This is a genomic window from Nonomuraea sp. SYSU D8015, from assembly GCF_008065375.1.
In the GTDB taxonomy this organism is placed as follows: Bacteria; Actinomycetota; Actinomycetes; order Streptosporangiales; family Streptosporangiaceae; genus Nonomuraea.
Genome location: NZ_VJYI01000013.1, coordinates 286,534 through 304,084 on the forward strand (window position 1 = coordinate 286,534; position 17,551 = coordinate 304,084).

The window sequence follows — 17,551 nt, forward strand, 5'->3', positions numbered from 1 at the left end:
GACCGGACCTGGACGGGCCCACAACGGAGATCCTCCCGCGCCCGGATACGACCTGAAGATCACCTCACGGACCAATCGAGCGGAACGCGTTCCCCATGGCCGGACCTGGACGGGCCCGCAACGGGGGGTTCCTCCTCCGACTCGGTGGACGAATCAGGTAAGACTGGTAGGCGTGGAGGGAGGCTGGGAGCGGGCACGCGAGATCACGCGGCGCGTAGGGCGCGGAGTCGCCGACGCGGGCCGTGTGACCGCGCGCGCCGGCAGGGCGACGGCCAGCGGCACCGCGCGGGCGGGCAAAGCCACCGCCATGGGCGCGCGAAAAGTCGGCAAAGCCACGCGCCGGCTCACGTACGCCAACGGCGCGGGCCGCACCGGGCTCGGCCGGCTGATCGAGCTGTCGGCGGGCAACAGCGCCAGTGACGCGCTGGTGACGGTGGCCCTGGCCAGCACGGTCTTCTTCGGCGTGCCCGTCGGCGAGGCCCGCGGCTCGGTGGCCCTCTACCTGGTCATCACGATGTTGCCGTTCGCGCTGCTGGCGCCGTTCGTCGGGCCGATTCTCGACAGGTTCAGGTCGGGCCGCCGCTACGTGATGGCCGGCACGCTCTTCGGGCGTGGCCTGCTGTGCTTCGCGATGGCCGCCGCGGTCGGGCCCGGCGACCTGCCGACGCTGTTCATCGGGGCGCTGGGCGTGCTGGTGCTGTCGAAGGCGTACAACGTGTCCCGAGCGGCGATCATGCCGAACGTGCTGCCCGCCGACATCACGCTGGTGTCGGCGAACGCGCGGGTGGCGTTGTTCACGCTGGTCGCGGCGGGGGCGGCGGTGCCGGTGGGCGCGGGCCTGACCGCGTGGCTGGGCAGCGCGGCCGTGCTGCGCATCGCGATGGTGGCTTTCCTGCTGCTCGGCGTCGTCGCCGTACGCCTGCCGCGCCACGTCGACTCCCCCGACCTGGAGGAGGAAGGCGAGTCCCCTCGCTGGCGCACCCTGCTCAAGGTGGGCCCCGCGGTGGCCGAGGCCGTCTGGGCCAACCTGGCCATCCGGGTCTTCTCCGGCTTCCTGCTGTTCTTCCTGCTGTTCCTGGTGCAGGACAAGGCGGTGCCGTGGCTGGCGGTCAATCAGGCGTGGGCGCAGGAACCGTTCTTCGACATCCCCAAGACGATCGCGCTGCTCGCGGCCGCGGCCGGGGTGGGCGGCCTGGTCGGCGCCGCCGTGGCCAACTGGACGCGCAACCACGCGCCCCAGCTGATCGTGCTGGTGACGCTGGCCGTGACCGTTGTGACCTCCGTCGTGACCGCGGTCTTCTTCGGGTTGTGGGCCGCGCTGGCGATCTCGTTGATCACCGCGTTCGCACAGGAGCTGGGCAAGCTCGCGCTGGACGCGATCGTGCAGCGGGAGATCGGCGAGGAGGTGCGCTCGTCCACGTTCGGCGTGGTCGAGGCGGTGCTCCAGCTCGCCTGGGTGTTCGGCGGCCTGATCGGGCTCGTGCTCTCGCTGACGCAGAGCAGCCTCGCCGGGCTGGTCACGCTGGCCGTGGCGCTGACCGCCGCGCTCGGCTGGCTGCTGATCGCCAGGGCGAAGCGGGTACGCGCCACCAAGGCCAAGCTGGCCAGGCAGCGGGCCGCGGCCGCCGCGTACGAGCAGCCTGCGGAGCCCGCCGAGCGCGCCCCTCGGCGGGACGACCCGCAGAGGGGCGACACGCTCGACCAGACCAAGCCGCTGACCAACCCGCACGGCTGACCAACCCGCACGGCTGACCAACCCGCCCCGGAGTCCCACCGAGGCCGGGCCGGCCGCCGGTGGCCCCGTTACGCGTCGAGGTCGTCGGCGAGGGCCCGCAGCACCTGCGCGATCTTCTTGGCGTGCGCCGCGTCGGGGTGCTTGCCTCTCCGGTAGCTGCCCGAGACCTCGTCGAGCAGCTTGATCAGGTCCTCGACGATGACCACCATCTCGTCCGGCTTCTTCCGCTTCCCCTTGGGCTTGGGCTTGGCCAGGGTCGGCGGCTGCTCCAGGATCCTGACGGAGAGAGCCTGCTGGCCACGGCGGCCCTCGGCCACGCCGAACTCGACCTTCTGGCCGGGCTTGAGCGGGCCTGCGCCGGTGGGCAGCGCGGAAGAATGCACGAAGACCTCACCGCCGTCGTCGCGGGTGAGGAAGCCGAATCCCTTGTCGGCGTCGTACCACTTGACCTTGCCACTCGGCACAGGAGGACCTCGTTCAAACAGTCGAAAAGCTGGATGGATGTAGGTTATGCCCCGAAGAGCGTCAGGGCGACCGGGTAAATGCCGGGGAATTACCGGAGTTCGTCACGTTGGTGCCAACCGGTGTACCAAGCAGCGAATTGGGTCAGGTCGGCCAGGGCCACATCTGCTCCGTGATCACGCAGCTCTCCCACCGTGTAGGGACCGGTCGCGACCCCCACGCTCACGGCGCCGCCCGCGCGTGCCGCCTCGATGTCCGCGACATGGTCACCAACATAGGCCGCCGCGCCGAACCGCGCGAGTGCCGCGCCCTTGTCCGCGCCGAAAACCGAGCCGACGACCTCGTCCACGACCAGCCCGAGCAGCTCGACGGTGCCGAGGGCGTCGCGGAGGTTCTTGCCGGTGACCACGATGACCCGGCCGCCGGCGGCGCGTACGGCCGCGATCGCGTCGTGCGCCCCCGCCATCGCCGTGTGCACCGGAACCCCCATCTCCGGATAGATCTGCCGGTACAGCTCCGCCGCCGCGGCGACCTCGTCGGCAGGCAGCCAGTTGGCCAGCTCCACCTCCAATGGCGGGCCGAGCCGCGACACCGCGGCGGCGCTGTCGATCGCCACGCCCAAACGCACGGACAGCTCGTCGTAAACCGCCGCGATGCCCGTCCGCGTATCGGCCAATGTCATGTCCAGGTCGAATCCCACCGATGTCGTCACATGTGCAGGATGCCAAACAGTCGTCTACCCCGCGTAACGGCCCTTGTTGTGGGACCGTTGGAATGGGAAGAAAGGAATTACTTATCGGAGAGGAGCGGCCGTGACCGACACCCCCAAACCGCCACAGGCCGGAGACCGCCTCGTCGCCTCCTCCGCTCCCGCCCGTCCCCACCGTCCCGCCAGGCCGGGCGGGCCGACGGTGACGACGTGGCACCGGATCGTGTCGTCGGCGGCCTACCTGGTGCGACTGGCCTCGAAGGTGGCGGCGCTGTCCCTGATCCTGTACGCGGTCTTCACGGTCTTCCGGGCCAACCCGGCCAACGTCTGGTACCAGTTCGTGGAGTCGCTCGCCGCGTCGCTGTCCCTGGGCCTGGCCAACCTCTTCCAACTGGCCGACCCGCGCTGGACGACCCTGGTGAACTACGGGCTGGCCGCGATCGTATGGCTGATCATCGGTTCGGCGCTGGCGAGCCTGATCCGGCGCGCCGCTCCCTAACGACTACTCTCCTTACGGAGGTATCAGGATAAACATGACCAGATCGACCCGTGAGCGGATCATCGATGAGTCCTTGCGGCTGTTCGCCGAGCGGGGCTACTCCGCCACTTCCGTGGCCGAGATCGAGGCCGCCTCAGGGCTGTCTCCCGGCGCCGGAGGCCTCTACAGGCACTTCAAGTCCAAGTACGAGGTGCTCGCCGCGGCGATCAACGAGCACGCCGCCCGGACCAGGATCCAGGTGGCCGAGAGCCTGGCAGAGCTGAGCGCCATGGAGTCCTCGGTGGATCTGGAGGAGCGCCTGGCCCACGTCTGCCGCGCCGGGCTGGCCAAGGTACGCGAGGAGTCCGAGCTGACCCGGGTGTTCTTCCGCGACCTGAGCCAGTTCCCCGAGCTGGTCGCCGTCGTACGGGAGGGGCTACTGCAGCCCATGTTCGACGCGATCGTCACCTGGTTCCGCGCCCAGCCCGAATACCGCGACGCCCAGCTCGACTGGGCCGGCATCTCTACGGTGCTGGGCGGCGCCGTCGTGCACTACCGGCTCTTCCAGGAGACCGTGGGCGAGCTGCCGGGGCACGCGGACAAAGACCAGTTCGTGGCCGCCTGGGTGCGGCTGGCGGTCGGCCTGCTGCCCAGCCCCGCGCCGGTCAGCTGACGTCGAACAGCCGGTAGGCCAGCCAGACCACGCCCGCACCCGTACCGATCATGAACATCGTGCCGCTCACGGACCAGAACTGGTTCAAGAACGCGTCCACCCCCGCGTCGCTCCCCACGCGGAGGCCGCCGACCAGCACCCCGCCCACCGTGTAGCCGAGCAGCGGCGCCCCTGCCCCGAGGAACCGGTCGCGCGGCTGCCAGCCCTCGCCGAACAACAGCGCGATCACCGCGCCGCCCGCCCACACCACCAGAGGGATCGGGAAGATCGCCAGCAGCGGCAGGTCGAAGGGCACCAGCAGAGCCGCCAGCACCAGGACCATCATCGCCGCCGTCTCGCGCGGGTGCTCCTTGACGATGGTCCTGGCGTCCCTGCCGCCGGTGGCCATCGGGTTCGCGCTGGACATGGCCGCCCTGCGCAGCCCGGCCAACGGCAGGCCCCGCCCCGGCGACCGGCCGAGCCGCTCCTGGGCCGTCCTCCGGTACGTCCGCACACCGGGCGGTGTGTCGCGGTCGTCGACGATCGCCGGGAAACGCCGTGTGGACCCCGGCTCCTCCGCCGCCGGCCTCCCTGCCTCGGGTGTCCCGGCCTCTGGCTCGTCGGGCCGGTCGGCGGCAGCGGCGGCCGCCAGCCTGCGGGCCTCGCGCTCCACCAATGCCACCGGGTCGCCGAACCGGGCCAGCACCTTCGCCACCTCGCGGGCGTTCTGGCTGCCGCCGCGCTCCACCTCGATCCTGGCCCGCAGCCGCCTGGCGAAGTCGAGGCGCTGGTCGGTGCGCAGCACGCCGTGGGCCGCGTCTGCGGCCTTGGAGACGTAGTTCAGCACGAGCTGGTCCGCGCGCTCTATCACGTCTAGCAATGCTGCCCCAATCAGGGGGGACATACCATGGCAACGATGGAGTTCACGGAGTGGATCAGGGGGCGCACCGACGAACAGCTGCGGGCGCTGGTCTCCGCGCGTCCCGAGCTGATCACTCCGGTGCCCGCACACCTGGAGGGCTTGGCGTCGCGGGCGGCCAGCCCGTCGGCCGTCGGCAGGGCGCTCGACCGGCTCGACCGCTTCGCGCTCGCCGTCGTCGAAACGCTGGCCTTGCAGGAGGGCCCGACGTCGAAAGACCGCCTGCGCGACCTCATCACCGCAGCCCTGGCCCCCGAACCGGCCCCCGCCTCCGGGGCGACCCCGCCTGACCGCGCAGCGCCGACCCGCGACACCCGTCCCGGCGCTGTGACCACGGGCCCGGAGACGAATGGCGCCCCAGCGACAGCGCGCGGCCCGGCAGCGGGCACAAGCGGCACCCCGGTGGCCGGCACAGGCCGCCCCGCCACAGCAGGCGGCACGTCGGCCGGCGCGGGCGGTGGTCCTGTGACATCCAGTGGGCCGGGGACGGGTGGCGTGGGGGCGAGGCGCGGATCGAGGGCGGGCGGTGGCCCGGAGACGGGCGGCGGCAAGTCCAAGAGGGGCGGTCCCTCCACGGGTGCCGAGCCCGCGTTGTCGGCCGCGCTCGACCGGCTGCGCGATCTGGCCCTGGTCTTCGGCCCCGACGACGCGCTCGACCTCGGCCCCGGCGTGCGCAAGGTCCTGGAGGACCCGGCCGGGCTCGGCCCGAGGGCGGTGGACGCGTTCCGGCATCATCCGCCCGAGCAGCTCGACGAGATGGCCGACGACATCGCCCCCGGCACCGCGGGCACGGGCAAGGAGCGTCTGGCCGCCGCGCTGACCGACCCGGACGCGTTGGTCGAGGACGTGTCGCCCGAGGCCAGGGCCGCGCTCGACCAGCTCGCCTGGGGCCCGCCGACCGGCCGCGTGCCCAACGCCAGGCGCGAGGTGCGCCTGGCCTCGGCCCGCTCCCCCATCGAGGAGCTGCTGGCCCGTGGCCTGCTGGCCGCCATCGGCGAGGAGAGCGTGACGCTGCCCCGCGAGGTCGGCCTTTACCTCCGCGGCGGTCGTGTGCACCGCGGCCTGCTGGCCGTGCCGCCGCCGCTCGAAGGGACCGCCCGCGACCGGGGGTTGGCCGACCGGACGGCGGCGGGGCAGGCGTTCTCGTTCGTGAGGGCGGTCGAGGAGCTGTGCGAGCGGTGGAGCGTCGACCCTCCGGGCGTGCTGCGTACCGGCGGGCTGGGCGTGCGGGACCTGAAGCGCACGGCGAGCGAGCTCGATCTGCCCGAGTGGGCGGCGGCGCTGGTCGTCGAGGTGGCGCACGCGGCCGGGCTGATCGCGGCCGGCGGCGGGGTGGACGGAGAGTGGCTGCCGACCTCCGCCTACGACCTGTGGCGGGTCAGGGGCACCGCGGACCGCTGGGTGACGCTCGCGGCGACGTGGCTGCACATGGACCGGGTGCCCGGCCTGGTCGGAGAGCGGGACGAGCGCGAGCGGCCGCTCAACGCCCTGCACACCGACCTGCGCCGCTCGTCCGCGCCGGGCGTCCGCACCGCCACGCTGGGCGTGCTGGCGGCGGTCCCCGGCCTGGCGCCGGCGCGCGACTCCGTGCTGGAACGGCTGGCATGGGAGCAGCCGCGCCGCCGCGGCCCGCTGCGGGAGCGGCTGACCGAGTTCGCGCTGCGGGAGGCCGAGCAGGTCGGCGTGACCGGCCTGGGCGCGCTGTCCACGCACGGACGGGCGCTGATCGAGGGCGGCGACGCGGCGGGCGTGCTGACCCCGCTGCTGCCGGAGCCCGTCGATCACGTGCTGCTCCAGGCCGACCTCACCGCGGTCGCGCCGGGGCCGCTCACGAGCGAGCTCAACCGCTGGATGACGCTCACCGCCGACGTCGAGTCGAAGGGCGGGGCCACGGTCTACCGGTTCAGCGAGGGCTCCATCCGTCGCGCGCTCGACGCCGGGCACGGGGGCGAGGAGCTGCTGTCGATGCTGGCCCGCCACTCGGCCACGCCGGTGCCGCAGGCGCTGTCCTACCTGGTGGCCGACGTGGCGCGGCGGCACGGGCGCATCCGGGTGGGCACCGCCAGCGCGTACATCCGGTGCGACGACCCCGCGCTGCTCGACCAGATCACCGCCGACCGCCGCTCCGCGGCGCTGCGGCTGCGCAGGCTCGCCCCGACCGTGATCGCCTCCCGCTCCTCCAGGGCGGCGCTGGTCGACTCGCTGCGCGCGATGGGGTACGCGCCCGTCGCGGAGTCGCTCGACGGTGACGTGATCATCTCCCAGCTCGACAGCCGCCGCACCGAGGCCGCGGCGCCGGTGCGTGCCGTCGCGTCGGCCAACGGCATCGACCCCGAGGTGGCGGCGGCGGCCGTACGCGCGCTGCGGGCGGGCGACGCGGCCCACCTGGCGCGGCGCGAGCCCGTGGACGCACCGCACGGCCAGGTGCCGCGCGGGCCGGCGACGGCCACGATCTCGGCTCTTCAGGAGGCGATCAAGCAGGGCGTGCGCGTGTGGATCGGCTACCTCGACTCACAGGGCAACGCGACCTCGCGCATCCTGGAGCCGGCCAGGATGGAGGGCGGCTACCTGACCGCGTACGACGAGACCAGGGCAGCCGTCCACCGCTTCGCCCTGCACCGCATCACGGGCGTGGCCGGTCTCTGAGCAGCAGCTCGGCCACCGGCGCGGCGGGCCCGCCGCCGGACGCCAGCCGCCCCAGAGCCGTCGCCGAGTCGGCCGGATAGCGGACCGACAGCCCGCCGCCCAGCGCCAGCGCCGCCGCCGTCGCCCTGACGTCGCCGGGGTCCTCGGCCCAGGCCAGCGCTGTCCTGAGCGCCTCGGGCGCCAGCGTGTCGTCGGCGCACATGAACGACAGCGCGTCGGCCGCCACCAGCCGCTCCGCACCCGTCCCGCGTGCCCATACCTCCAGGAACTCCTGCCGGACGTCCTTCAGCGCGTACGCGGCCAGCGCCGCCACGCCCTCGGCGGCCCGTACCCGGACGTCGAGTCCGCCGCCCGCCAGCGACCTGACCCATTCGCGCAGCGGCTGCCACAGCCAGAACCCGTACCGGGCGACCAGCTCGGCCAGCACCTGCTCACGGTGGCGCGGCACGCGGAAGGCGACCACGCCGCCGGAGACGGAGATCAGCGGATGGGGGCCCGGGGGCGCGTGCGGCCCGGACTCGTGCGCCCGCCAGACCCGGTCCAGCCGGGCGAGCTGGGCCTCGAACGCGGGCTCGGCCAGCGGGTGGACGAACGCGAGCACCGCCGCCGCCAGCACCTCGCGCATGGCCGGCTTGGTGTCGAACCAGGCCGCCACCTCGTCCCCCACCGGCTCCTCGTCCGGCACCAGCCCGGCGGCCAACCGCACGACCTGGGCGGGGGTGGGAAGGGCCAGCGCCCTGTCCCTGGCCCGGCCGAGCACGTCGGGCGCCACCCCGGCGCGCAGGTCGTACGTGCTCAGGCACAGGTCGAACAGCTCGCCGAGGTCGGGAGCGGTCCACGGCTGCTCGACCTCGACGGCCTGGGAAGGTTTGCCGCTCCTGGTGACGACCAGGTAGGAGCCGAGCTCGGCCAGCTTGCGAGCCAGGTTGGCCAGCTCGATCCGGTCGGTGCTCGCGGTGATCCAGTCGTGCAGCAGGTACGCCCGGCCGGGCGCGTACTCGGTCCTGGACAGCAGCTCGGCGGCGGTGCGCGCGGGCGACAGGACCGTGATCCTGCCCTCCGCCAGCGACATGCGCGACAGCAGCGCGATGGCGCCGAGCCGTCTGCCCGTCTCCTCCTCTCCCACGAGGACGAGCAGGTGGCGGGTGGCGAGCCGGCGTACGGCGTCGGGGAAGCAGGGCGGCTCCAGGTAGGAACGCAGGAGCCCGTCGGCCTCCCGCCGGGTCAGGTCCCTGGTGACCGGCTGGACCATCGTCCGCAACCGGTCGTTGATGGCCAGGCGGCTCTGGGTGAGCGTTATGTCGTCGAGGTCGATCTCGCCTGGTTCAGGCGTGTCGGTCACGAAGTCACCTCGGTGCCTAATGAGAAACTTTTCTACAGAAATAAACTTGACCCAACGAGTTTCTTCTTTTAATACGAGAGAGTTGCACTGCGTTACCATGCCGCCCTGACCAGGCATTTCGCGCCCATCTCGCACCCGGGGACGCTGACACGGATGCCCGCGATCCCTAGGTATCCAACATTTACACGATCTAGACCGGAATGAAAACACGAATAGCCCTAGAGGCAGATTTATGCCTATTTACCGGGTAGTAGTGCACCGTCCACAATGACTAGTCAAGTCGGTCGAGGGTTGACGACGCGTGCCTTGTCGCATCAGGTTGTGCTTGTGACCGAGCAAACGCTGGGCCGTCTGGCCGAGGAGTCATGGGACCGCTTCGACGACCACGACGCGATCTTCTACGAAGGGGTCTGGCACCGCAGTCACGCGCTCGCCGAACGGGCGCGCCGGATGTGCGGAGGATTCGCCGAGGCGGGGATCCGGCCCGGCGACCGGGTGGTCGTGATGATGGCCAACTCGCCCGAGGTACCGCTGATCTACCAGGCGCTGTGGGCGGCCGGCGCGGTCGTGACGCCGGTGGTGTTCCTGGTGGGCCCCGAGGAGCTGCGGCACATCCTGCTCGACAGCGGCGCCGCCGCGGTCGTCACCTCGCCCGAGCTGCAGGAGACCGTACGGGCCGCCGCCGTCGACCTCCCCGTGTACGTCGACACGGCCGAGCTGGAGCGGGCCTCCGAGCACGGCCCGGTGCGCACGGAGCCCGGCGACCTGGCCGCGCTCATGTACACCGGCGGCACCACCGGCAAGGCCAAGGGCGTCATGCTCGACCATCGCGGCCTCTGGCACGTGGGCAAGAGCGCCTGGGACATGTCCCACCAGGAGGGCAAGAACCGCGCGATCGTGCCGGTGCCGCTGTCGCACGCGTACGGGCTGATCGTCTCCGTCGCCGGGATGCACGCCACGGAGCCCCAGCAGAGCGTGCTGATGCGCTGGTTCGACCCGAAGGCGTTCCTGAAGCTGGCCGCCGAGCAGCGCGTCCAGTACGGCACCGTCGTGCCCGCCATGCTCCAGATGCTGCTGGCCGAGCCGCTCGAGTCGCACCCGCTGCCCGACCTGTCCTACCTCACCTGCGGCGCCGCGCCGCTCGGCAGGGAGACGCTGGAGGAGTTCGAGCGCAGGATGCCGGGCGTGCAGATCCTCGAGGGGTACGGCCTCACCGAGACCAGCGCCGTCACCACGTTCAACCCGCCGGGCAGGCGCAAGGTCGGCAGCGTCGGCCTGCCGCTGCCCGGCTACACGATCACCATCCGCGACAGTTCGGGCGAGCCGATGGAGGTCGGCGACGTCGGCGAGATCTGCGTGTCGGGCCAGTCTCTGATGCTCGGCTACTGGGGCGAGCACGAGCCCGACCCCGACGGCACCGCGCTGGTCGGCGACGAGCTGCGGACCGGCGACATCGGCTGCGTGGACGACGACGGTTACCTCTACATCGTGGACAGGAAGAAAGACCTGATCATCCGCGGCGGCTTCAACGTCTTCCCGCGCGACGTCGAGGACTCGCTCAACCAGCACCCCGACGTGGTGATGTCGGGCGTGGTCGGCCGTCCCGACCCGCGTGTCGGAGAGGAGGTCGTGGCCTTCGTGCAGCTGAGGCCGGGTGCCACGGCCACGGCCGAGGAGCTGATCGAGTGGGCCCGCGAACGGGTCGGCAGGGTGAAATATCCGCGTGAGATCCGGTTCGTCGACTCCATCCCGGTCACGAGCGTGCTGAAGCTCGACCGCAAGGCCCTGCGGGCCCAGCTGGATTGACACTCTTACCTGCGGATCTATGACGGGATCGCAAACCGAGGTCAGACACGTCTCAATTCCGTGATAAGTGTTGACGTGTCTGGAGGTGAAAATGAGTCAGCAAGATCCGTCGGGGTATCCGTACCAACCCTATGGCGCCCCCTACGGTGAGCAGCCTCCGCCGGGATACGGCTACGGCTATCCCCCGCCGCCGCCCCCGCGGCGCGACGGCCCGAGCGCCAACGCCATCGTCTCGCTCGTGCTCAATCTCCTCGGCCTCGTCTCCTGCTGCAACGTGCTCGGCCTGCCCGGGGCGATCCTCGCGGGCCTCGCGATCGGCCGGTCGAACACCGAGCCCCAGACCGCACGTAGCATGGTGATGTGGAGCTGGGTCCTCTTCGGGCTCGGCTTCGTGCTGGAGATCGGCCTTTTCCTCTTCCTCGGCCTCAACGGCTACCTCGACGACTGATTACCTGTTCAGGGACTGTTCCTGCCGTTGCGCGTGTTGGATAAAGGTCAACCGTAGGAAGGAAGTCCGTGAACGACGGCCCGCTCATCGTCCAGTCGGACAAGACGCTGCTGCTCGAGGTCGACCACGACAAGGCCGACGAATGCCGTAAGGCGATCGCTCCGTTCGCCGAGCTCGAGCGCGCCCCCGAACACGTGCACACCTACCGCGTCACCCCGCTGGCGCTCTGGAACGCCCGCGCCGCCGGCCACGACGCCGAGCAGGTCATCGACGCGCTGATCAGCTACAGCCGCTACCCGGTGCCGCACGCGCTGCTCGTCGACGTCGCCGAGACCATGGCGCGCTACGGCCGGCTGCGGCTGGAGAAAGACCCGGTCAACGGTCTGGTCCTGACCTCCAGCGACCGCGCGGTGCTGGAGGAGGTGCTGCGGTCCAGGAAGATCCAGCCGATGCTGGGCGAGCGGATCGGCGACGACTCGGTCATCGTCCACCCCAGCGACCGGGGCAACGTCAAGCAGGCGCTGCTCAAGCTGGGCTGGCCCGCCGAAGACCTGGCCGGCTACGTCGACGGCGAGCAGCACCCGATCAAGCTGGTGCAGGACGGCTGGGCGCTGCGGCCCTACCAGCAGGAGGCGGCCGACGCTTTCTGGCACGGCGGCTCCGGCGTGGTCGTGCTGCCCTGCGGCGCGGGCAAGACCATCGTGGGCGCGGCCGCCATGGCCCACGCCCAGGCCACCACGCTGATCATGGTGACCAACACGGTCTCGGCCCACCAGTGGAAGAACGAGCTCCTCAAGCGCACCTCGCTGACCGAGGACGAGATCGGCGAATACTCCGGCAACAAGAAGGAGATCCGCCCGGTCACCATCGCCACCTACCAGGTGATGACCACCCGCCGCAAAGGCGTCTACACCCATCTGGAGCTGTTCGACGCGCGCGACTGGGGCCTGATCGTCTACGACGAGGTCCACCTGCTGCCCGCGCCGATCTTCCGGATGACCGCCGACCTGCAGGCCCGCAGGCGCGTCGGACTGACCGCGACGCTGGTGCGCGAGGATGGCCGCGAGGGCGACGTGTTCTCACTGATCGGCCCCAAGCGCTACGACGCGCCCTGGAAAGAGATGGAGAACCAGGGCTGGATCGCGCCGGCCGACTGCGTGGAGGTGCGGGTCACGCTGACGGACGAGGAGCGGCTGGCGTACGCGATGGCCGAGTCCGAGGAGCGCTACCGCTTCTGCGCCACCACTCCGTCCAAGACCCAGGTGACCGAGGCGCTGGTCCGGCGCCACCTGGGCGAGCAGGTGCTGGTCATCGGGCAATACATCGACCAGCTCGACGAGCTCGGCGAGCATCTCAACGCGCCGGTCATCAAGGGCGAGACCAGGATCAAGGAGCGCGAGCGCCTCTACCAGGCCTTCCGCGACAAGGAGATCCAGGTGCTGGTGGTGTCGAAGGTGGCCAACTTCTCCATCGACCTGCCGGAGGCGGCCATCGCTATCCAGGTGTCGGGCACGTTCGGCTCACGCCAGGAGGAGGCTCAGCGGCTCGGGCGCGTGCTGCGGCCCAAGGCCGACGGCGGGGGGGCCCGGTTCTACACGGTGGTCAGCAGGGACACGGTGGATCAGGAGTTCGCGGCGCATCGGCAGCGGTTCCTGGCCGAGCAGGGGTACGCGTACCAGATCATCGACGCCGACGACGTGCTCGGCGGCGTGTGACCGAATGACCCGGCCGCTCGCTCGCCGGAGCGGCCGAGCATTCAGCGTGGTGTCACGTCCACGAGACTCCGCGGGCCGTCGACAATCGAACCACCCCCCTCACCTGCGTTCCATCACGCCGCCTGCGGCATACCCTCATGATCCGACAAAGCCACCTGATATGCCCGTTTTTTTCGGTATTCACAGGCGTTTGTCAGGTTCATTGCGAGACTGTGAGACGCTCCTAGCGCACCAGGAGCCCTCCGAGGAAAAGCACGCCCTCCGCCACGATCCACGCGACCACGCCGGCCCCCATGACGCGGCCGAAGGTGCGCGGATCGTCCCGAGCCGCCGGGACCAGCCAGGCGGCGGCCGTGCAGCAGGCGGCCAGCGCGGCGAACAGTGCTGACATTGTGGAGACGGTGGCGAGGCGCTGAGAGCACGCGGACGCGCCCTCGCCGCCCGCGCAGAATGCCTCCAGGCCCCAGCCCGCGAACACCGACAGCCCCCACAGCGCCGCGAGCAGGAAGCTCGCGATCGTGGGAATGATCGGCGAGAACCGCAGCTGAACCCGCACCTCCCATCCCTACCCACCTCGAACAACCACCAATCGGCAGCGCCCACCCCATACCGCCCAGACATATCCCACCGCCACCCCCCGAGCCCGGCTGCCCTCACAGCGCCACAGCACCCCACGTCACCACCGGCCGAAACGCAGGGTCGTAAGCGCCAGCCCCCCACAGCACGACTACAACCGCCCTGCACCACGCCCCAAGGGCGCCGCACGACTGCACGTCACCGCCCCACACCGCACGACCGCGCGCCACCGCCCACCCCTGCCCCGCGCCACACGACCGCGCGCCACCGCCCACCCCTCCCCAGCGCCACACGACCGCGCGCCGCCGCACTTCCACAGGGCATGGGCCTAGCCGGTCCGGCGGGTGGACACCGCAGGGCCGAGGCCGCCTCGGCGGGGCGAGCCTCGCCGGACCGGGCCCGTTTCAGCGGACAACCCCGTCGGTCCGGGGACGGTCGACGGGCCGGGCGCGGCCGAGAGCACCACCTGCCGCCCTCGGAAGCGCCGCACGACCGCGAGTGCGGCGGCCGCTCACCTCCCCGGGACGCCGCGCGCCCAAGCCGCCGTCGCCCCCACCGGCCCGGCCCGGCGGGCGGAGTCCGCAGGACGTTTCAGCGAGCCACCCCGCCCCCTTCCCAAAGGACCGACACACCGGCGGGCGAGGCGCTTTAAATGCTTTGGAAGCCCGTGGCACCCGCGATTAAACTGGCCGATTCGCTGCCTTAACCACCTCCGTCACCTACTCAGGGAGGCGTTTTCGCATGCCCGCACACCAACTGGCCCCCGACATACCCGCCGACGTCCTGGCCTCCGAGCAGGCCCATCTGGCCGCGTCCAGGGCCGCTCTGGCCGCCATGCGCGCCCACGCCCAGTCGTTGTCGGCGGACGCGGCCGGCGACTGGGTGTCCCAGCAGATCCTCCAGTCCCTCCTCGACCAGCGGGTGGCCGCGCTGGCCGACCACCCCGACACCCCGCTGTTCTTCGGCCGTCTGGACCGCGAGTCCGGCGACGATCTGCCGGGCACGATCTACGTCGGCCGCCGCCACGTGCACGACGGCCACAGCAAGCCGCTGGTCATCGACTGGCGCGCGCCGGTGTCCCGCGCGTTCTACCAGGCCAGCCCCGCCAGCCCGATGGGCGTCGTACGCCGCCGCCGCTTCGGCTACCACGGCGGCGCGCTCACCGCGTACGAGGACGAGCCCCTTGCTGAGGGCGTCGAGATCGGTCCCTCCAAGATCCTCACCGAGGAGATCGAGCGCCCGCGCACCGGCCCCATGCGCGACATCGTCGCCACGATCCAGCCGGACCAGGACGAGATCGTCCGCTCCGCACTGGCCCAGACGGTGTGCGTGCAGGGCGCCCCCGGCACCGGGAAGACCGCGGTGGGCCTGCACCGGGCGGCCTACCTGCTGTTCACCCACCGCGAGCGGCTCGCCAGGTCCGGCGTGATGATCGTCGGCCCCAACCGCGCGTTCCTGTCGTACATCTCCTCGGTGCTGCCCGCGCTCGGCGAGGTCAAGGTCGATCAGACCACGGTGGCCGGGCTGCTCGGCGACCACGCGGCTCCGGAGGACCCGGCGGTGGCCGCGGTCAAGGGCGACGCCAGGATGGCCGCGGTGCTGGAACGCGCGCTCTGGCTGCACATCGTGAAGCCGGAGGAGGGCCTGGTGTTCACCAAGGGCGCCTACCGCTACCGGGTGGCCGACTACGAGGTACGCGAGATCGTGGCCTCCCTGCGCGGCACCACCCGATACCTTCCCGGCCGGGCGGCGCTGGCCCAGCGGCTGGCCCACATGGTCCTGGTCCGCATGGAGCAGCGCGGAGAGTCCCCCGACGACCGGGTGCAGGACGCCGTGGCCCGGTCGAAGCCGGTCAAGCAGCTCGTGGAGGCGGTCTGGCCCAAGCTGACGCCGGAACAGGTGCTGTACCGCCTGCTCTCAGATCCGGAATTTCTCGCAAAAGCCTCTAAATCCGATTTGTCGCCCGACGAGCAAGAAATGCTTATCTGGCGGAAACCGTACCGAAGCTGGAAGTCCGCCAAGTGGTCCGCAGCGGACGCCACGCTCCTGGACGAGCTACGCGACCTGATGGAACGCACCCCGTCACTGGGCCACCTGGTCGTCGACGAGGCTCAGGACCTCTCCGAGATGCAGCTGCGGGCGCTCGGCCGCCGCTGCCGCAACGGCTCGGCCACCGTCCTCGGCGACCTGGCCCAGGGCACGACGCCGTGGTCGACCAGCTCGTGGGAGTCGGTGCTCGAGCACCTGGGCCAGCGCGAGGGCGAGGTGACGGAGCTGACGCTGGGTTTCCGCGTGCCGAGGGAGATCCTCGACTACGCGGCCCGCCTGCTCCCGTCGATCGCCCCCGGCCTGGCCGCCCCGCGGTCCCTGCGCCCCGGTGTCGGCTCGCTGACCGTGCGCCAGGGCGGCGCCGTCGCGGAGGCCGCCGTGGAGGCCCTTTCCAAGGAGGGCTCGATCGGGGTGATCGCCCCGGACGCGATGGTCGGGGAGATCTCCCGATCCCTGGCCGGCCTTCCCCACGCCGTGCTCGACCCCGACTCCACGGAGGATCATCGCCTGCTGGTCATCCCCGCGACCCTCGCCAAGGGCCTGGAGTACGACCACGTGATCGTCGTCGAGCCCGCGGACATCGTCGCGGCCGAACCCCGGGGCCTGGCCAGGCTCTACGTGGTCCTGACCCGCGCGGTGACCTCACTCACGGTCCTGCACCACAAGGCGCTGCCGGCCCAGCTGGCGTGACGTGAACCCCTGCGCGGCAGGGGCGGGCGGCGGGCACGGCCGCTTCTAGGATGGCGGGCAAGAAGCTCTCTACTAGGAGGATGCCGTGCCAGCACCGCTGCCACATGAACACCTGCCGTCGGTTCCCGCGCTCGTGGTCGAGAGCGACGACATCCAGGACGGCGAGCGGCTGAGCGACCTGCACGTCTTCAACGACTGGGGCATGACGGGCCAGAACCTCTCACCCCACCTCCGCTGGTCCGGCGCGCCCGCCGAGACGCGGAGTTACGCCGTCACCTGCTTCGACCCCGACGCCCCCACGGGCAGCGGGTTCTGGCACTGGGTGCTGTACGACCTGCCGGCCTCGGTGGCCGAGCTGCCCACGGGCGCGGGCACCGCCCCCGACTTCAAGGGCCTGCCCGAGGGGGCCGTCCACGCCCGCAACGACTACGGCATCAAGGCCTACGGCGGCTCCGCCCCGCCGCCCGGCGACCCCCACCGTTACGTCTTCACCGTCCACGCGCTGGGCGTCGACACGCTGGGTGTGGACAGCGACGCCAGCCCGGCGGTGGTCGGCTTCAACATCACCGCCAACACGGTGGCCCGCGGCCACCTCGTCCCGCACTACGGCGTCTGATCGAGCATCTGGGCCATGGCGGCCGTCGCATCGAGCGCGGCCGTCTGGTCCGCAGCGGGCGGCACGACAGCGCCCGAAATACGCTTACTACGGGAAAGCACCCTCCGCTCCTTTCGTGAGGCGGGTTCCACGCCCACATTTCCTCACTGCAGGTAGCGGACCAATTGTGCAATGTAATGGCAGGGAAACGGAATAAGAGCGGCCCGGAAAACCCGGACCGCTCTTAGTCTCGGCGCGAGAAAAGACCTAGAAGTCCATGTCGCCGCCGCCGGGCATGCCGGCCGGGGCAGCAGGGGTCTTCTCGGGCTTCTCGGCGATGACGGCCTCGGTCGTCAGGAACAGCGCCGCGATGGAGGCGGCGTTCTGCAGCGCCGAGCGCGTCACCTTGGCCGGATCGATGATGCCCGCCTCGAACATGTTGACGTACTCGCCGGAAGCGGCGTTGAGGCCCTCACCCGGGGTGAGGTTGCGCACCTTCTCCACCACGACGCCGCCCTCGAGACCGGCGTTGACCGCGATCTGCTTCAGCGGCTCCTCCAGCGCCTTCTTCACGATCGCCGCGCCGGTGGCCTCGTCGCCGTTGAGCTCGAGCTTGTCGAACGCCTTGGCGCCGGCCTGCAGCAGCGCCACGCCACCGCCGGGGACGATGCCCTCCTCCACCGCCGCCTTGGCGTTGCGGACGGCGTCCTCGATGCGGTGCTTGCGCTC

At 71.3% G+C, this 17,551-nt stretch carries 15 protein-coding genes; 9 read left to right on the plus strand and 6 right to left on the minus strand.

Annotation, left to right across the window (positions count from 1 at the left end; genetic code table 11):
• Positions 1-172 precede the first annotated feature (172 nt).
• Positions 173-1,735, plus strand: coding sequence for an MFS transporter (locus ID574_RS40600; protein ID WP_188194336.1), 1,563 nt, complete (start codon positions 173-175; stop codon positions 1,733-1,735).
• 68 nt (positions 1,736-1,803) lie between these two features.
• On the opposite strand, the gene ID574_RS40605 is transcribed toward ID574_RS40600, so the two are convergent.
• Together ID574_RS40605 and ID574_RS40610 are read right to left on the minus strand one after the other, a co-directional pair.
• A complete protein-coding gene (locus ID574_RS40605; protein ID WP_188194337.1) occupies positions 1,804-2,199 on the minus strand; it encodes a cold-shock protein in 396 nt (131 codons plus the stop codon).
• Between the two features lie 89 nt (positions 2,200-2,288).
• The gene (locus tag ID574_RS40610) at positions 2,289-2,909 is read right to left on the minus strand and encodes an HAD family hydrolase (RefSeq protein WP_223167580.1); all 621 of its coding nucleotides are present in this window, start codon (positions 2,907-2,909) and stop codon (positions 2,289-2,291) included.
• A gap of 100 nt (positions 2,910-3,009) precedes the next feature.
• Here ID574_RS40610 and ID574_RS40615 point away from each other — a divergent pair, with 100 nt between their 5' ends.
• Together ID574_RS40615 and ID574_RS40620 are read left to right on the plus strand one after the other, a co-directional pair.
• Complete coding sequence (locus tag ID574_RS40615) at positions 3,010-3,405, plus strand: hypothetical protein (protein WP_188194338.1); 396 nt, start codon at positions 3,010-3,012, stop codon at positions 3,403-3,405.
• Between the two features lie 34 nt (positions 3,406-3,439).
• Positions 3,440-4,057: a TetR/AcrR family transcriptional regulator gene (locus tag ID574_RS40620; protein WP_188194339.1), complete on the plus strand. Its 618-nt coding sequence runs from the start codon at positions 3,440-3,442 to the stop codon at positions 4,055-4,057.
• Here ID574_RS40620 and ID574_RS40625 read toward each other — a convergent pair.
• Positions 4,050-4,907 (minus strand): hypothetical protein, encoded by an 858-nt coding sequence (locus ID574_RS40625; RefSeq protein ID WP_188194340.1) that lies wholly within the window; start codon positions 4,905-4,907, stop codon positions 4,050-4,052. The genes ID574_RS40620 and ID574_RS40625 overlap by 8 nt on opposite strands.
• Before the next feature lie 45 nt (positions 4,908-4,952).
• Between ID574_RS40625 and ID574_RS40635 the strand changes: the two genes are divergently transcribed.
• Positions 4,953-7,601: a helicase-associated domain-containing protein gene (locus tag ID574_RS40635; RefSeq protein ID WP_223167581.1), complete on the plus strand. Its 2,649-nt coding sequence runs from the start codon at positions 4,953-4,955 to the stop codon at positions 7,599-7,601.
• Here the strand turns inward: ID574_RS40635 and ID574_RS40640 are convergent.
• Positions 7,579-8,943 (minus strand): hypothetical protein, encoded by a 1,365-nt coding sequence (locus ID574_RS40640; RefSeq protein WP_188194341.1) that lies wholly within the window; start codon positions 8,941-8,943, stop codon positions 7,579-7,581. The genes ID574_RS40635 and ID574_RS40640 overlap by 23 nt on opposite strands.
• 327 nt (positions 8,944-9,270) lie before the next feature.
• On the opposite strand from ID574_RS40640, the gene ID574_RS40645 reads away from it, so the two are divergent.
• From ID574_RS40645 to ID574_RS40655, 3 genes are all read left to right on the plus strand, one after another.
• Positions 9,271-10,749, plus strand: coding sequence for a class I adenylate-forming enzyme family protein (locus ID574_RS40645; RefSeq protein WP_223167582.1), 1,479 nt, complete (start codon positions 9,271-9,273; stop codon positions 10,747-10,749).
• A gap of 91 nt (positions 10,750-10,840) precedes the next feature.
• A complete protein-coding gene (locus ID574_RS40650; RefSeq protein ID WP_188194343.1) occupies positions 10,841-11,197 on the plus strand; it encodes a hypothetical protein in 357 nt (118 codons plus the stop codon).
• Positions 11,198-11,265: 68 nt separating this feature from the next.
• Positions 11,266-12,912, plus strand: a complete 1,647-nt coding sequence (locus ID574_RS40655; protein ID WP_188194344.1) for a DNA repair helicase XPB — start codon at positions 11,266-11,268, stop codon at positions 12,910-12,912.
• A 223-nt stretch (positions 12,913-13,135) separates the two neighbouring features.
• Here ID574_RS40655 and ID574_RS40660 read toward each other — a convergent pair whose 3' ends face one another.
• A complete protein-coding gene (locus ID574_RS40660; RefSeq protein WP_188194345.1) occupies positions 13,136-13,468 on the minus strand; it encodes a hypothetical protein in 333 nt (110 codons plus the stop codon).
• 761 nt (positions 13,469-14,229) lie between these two features.
• Between ID574_RS40660 and ID574_RS40665 the strand changes: the two genes are divergently transcribed.
• Together ID574_RS40665 and ID574_RS40670 are read left to right on the plus strand one after the other, a co-directional pair.
• Positions 14,230-16,227 carry a HelD family protein gene (locus ID574_RS40665; RefSeq protein ID WP_188194346.1) on the plus strand — a complete coding sequence of 666 codons (1,998 nt, stop codon included), beginning with the start codon at positions 14,230-14,232 and terminating at the stop codon, positions 16,225-16,227.
• An 85-nt stretch (positions 16,228-16,312) separates the two neighbouring features.
• A complete protein-coding gene (locus tag ID574_RS40670; RefSeq protein WP_223167583.1) occupies positions 16,313-16,843 on the plus strand; it encodes a YbhB/YbcL family Raf kinase inhibitor-like protein in 531 nt (176 codons plus the stop codon).
• Between the two features lie 246 nt (positions 16,844-17,089).
• Here ID574_RS40670 and ID574_RS40675 read toward each other — a convergent pair.
• A partial coding sequence (locus ID574_RS40675) for a TCP-1/cpn60 chaperonin family protein (protein WP_272491866.1) occupies positions 17,090-17,551 on the minus strand: 462 nt, incomplete at its 5' end.

Bases quoted from the DNA above. Each gene is read 5' to 3' on its own strand.
- ID574_RS40620 (WP_188194339.1), top strand. From the start codon at position 3,440: ATGACCAGATCGACCCGTGAGCGGATCATCGATGAGTCCTTGCGGCTG.
- ID574_RS40635 (WP_223167581.1), top strand. From the start codon at position 4,953: ATGGAGTTCACGGAGTGGATCAGGGGGCGCACCGACGAACAGCTGCGG.
- ID574_RS40650 (WP_188194343.1), top strand. From the start codon at position 10,841: ATGAGTCAGCAAGATCCGTCGGGGTATCCGTACCAACCCTATGGCGCC.
- ID574_RS40665 (WP_188194346.1), top strand. From the start codon at position 14,230: ATGCCCGCACACCAACTGGCCCCCGACATACCCGCCGACGTCCTGGCC.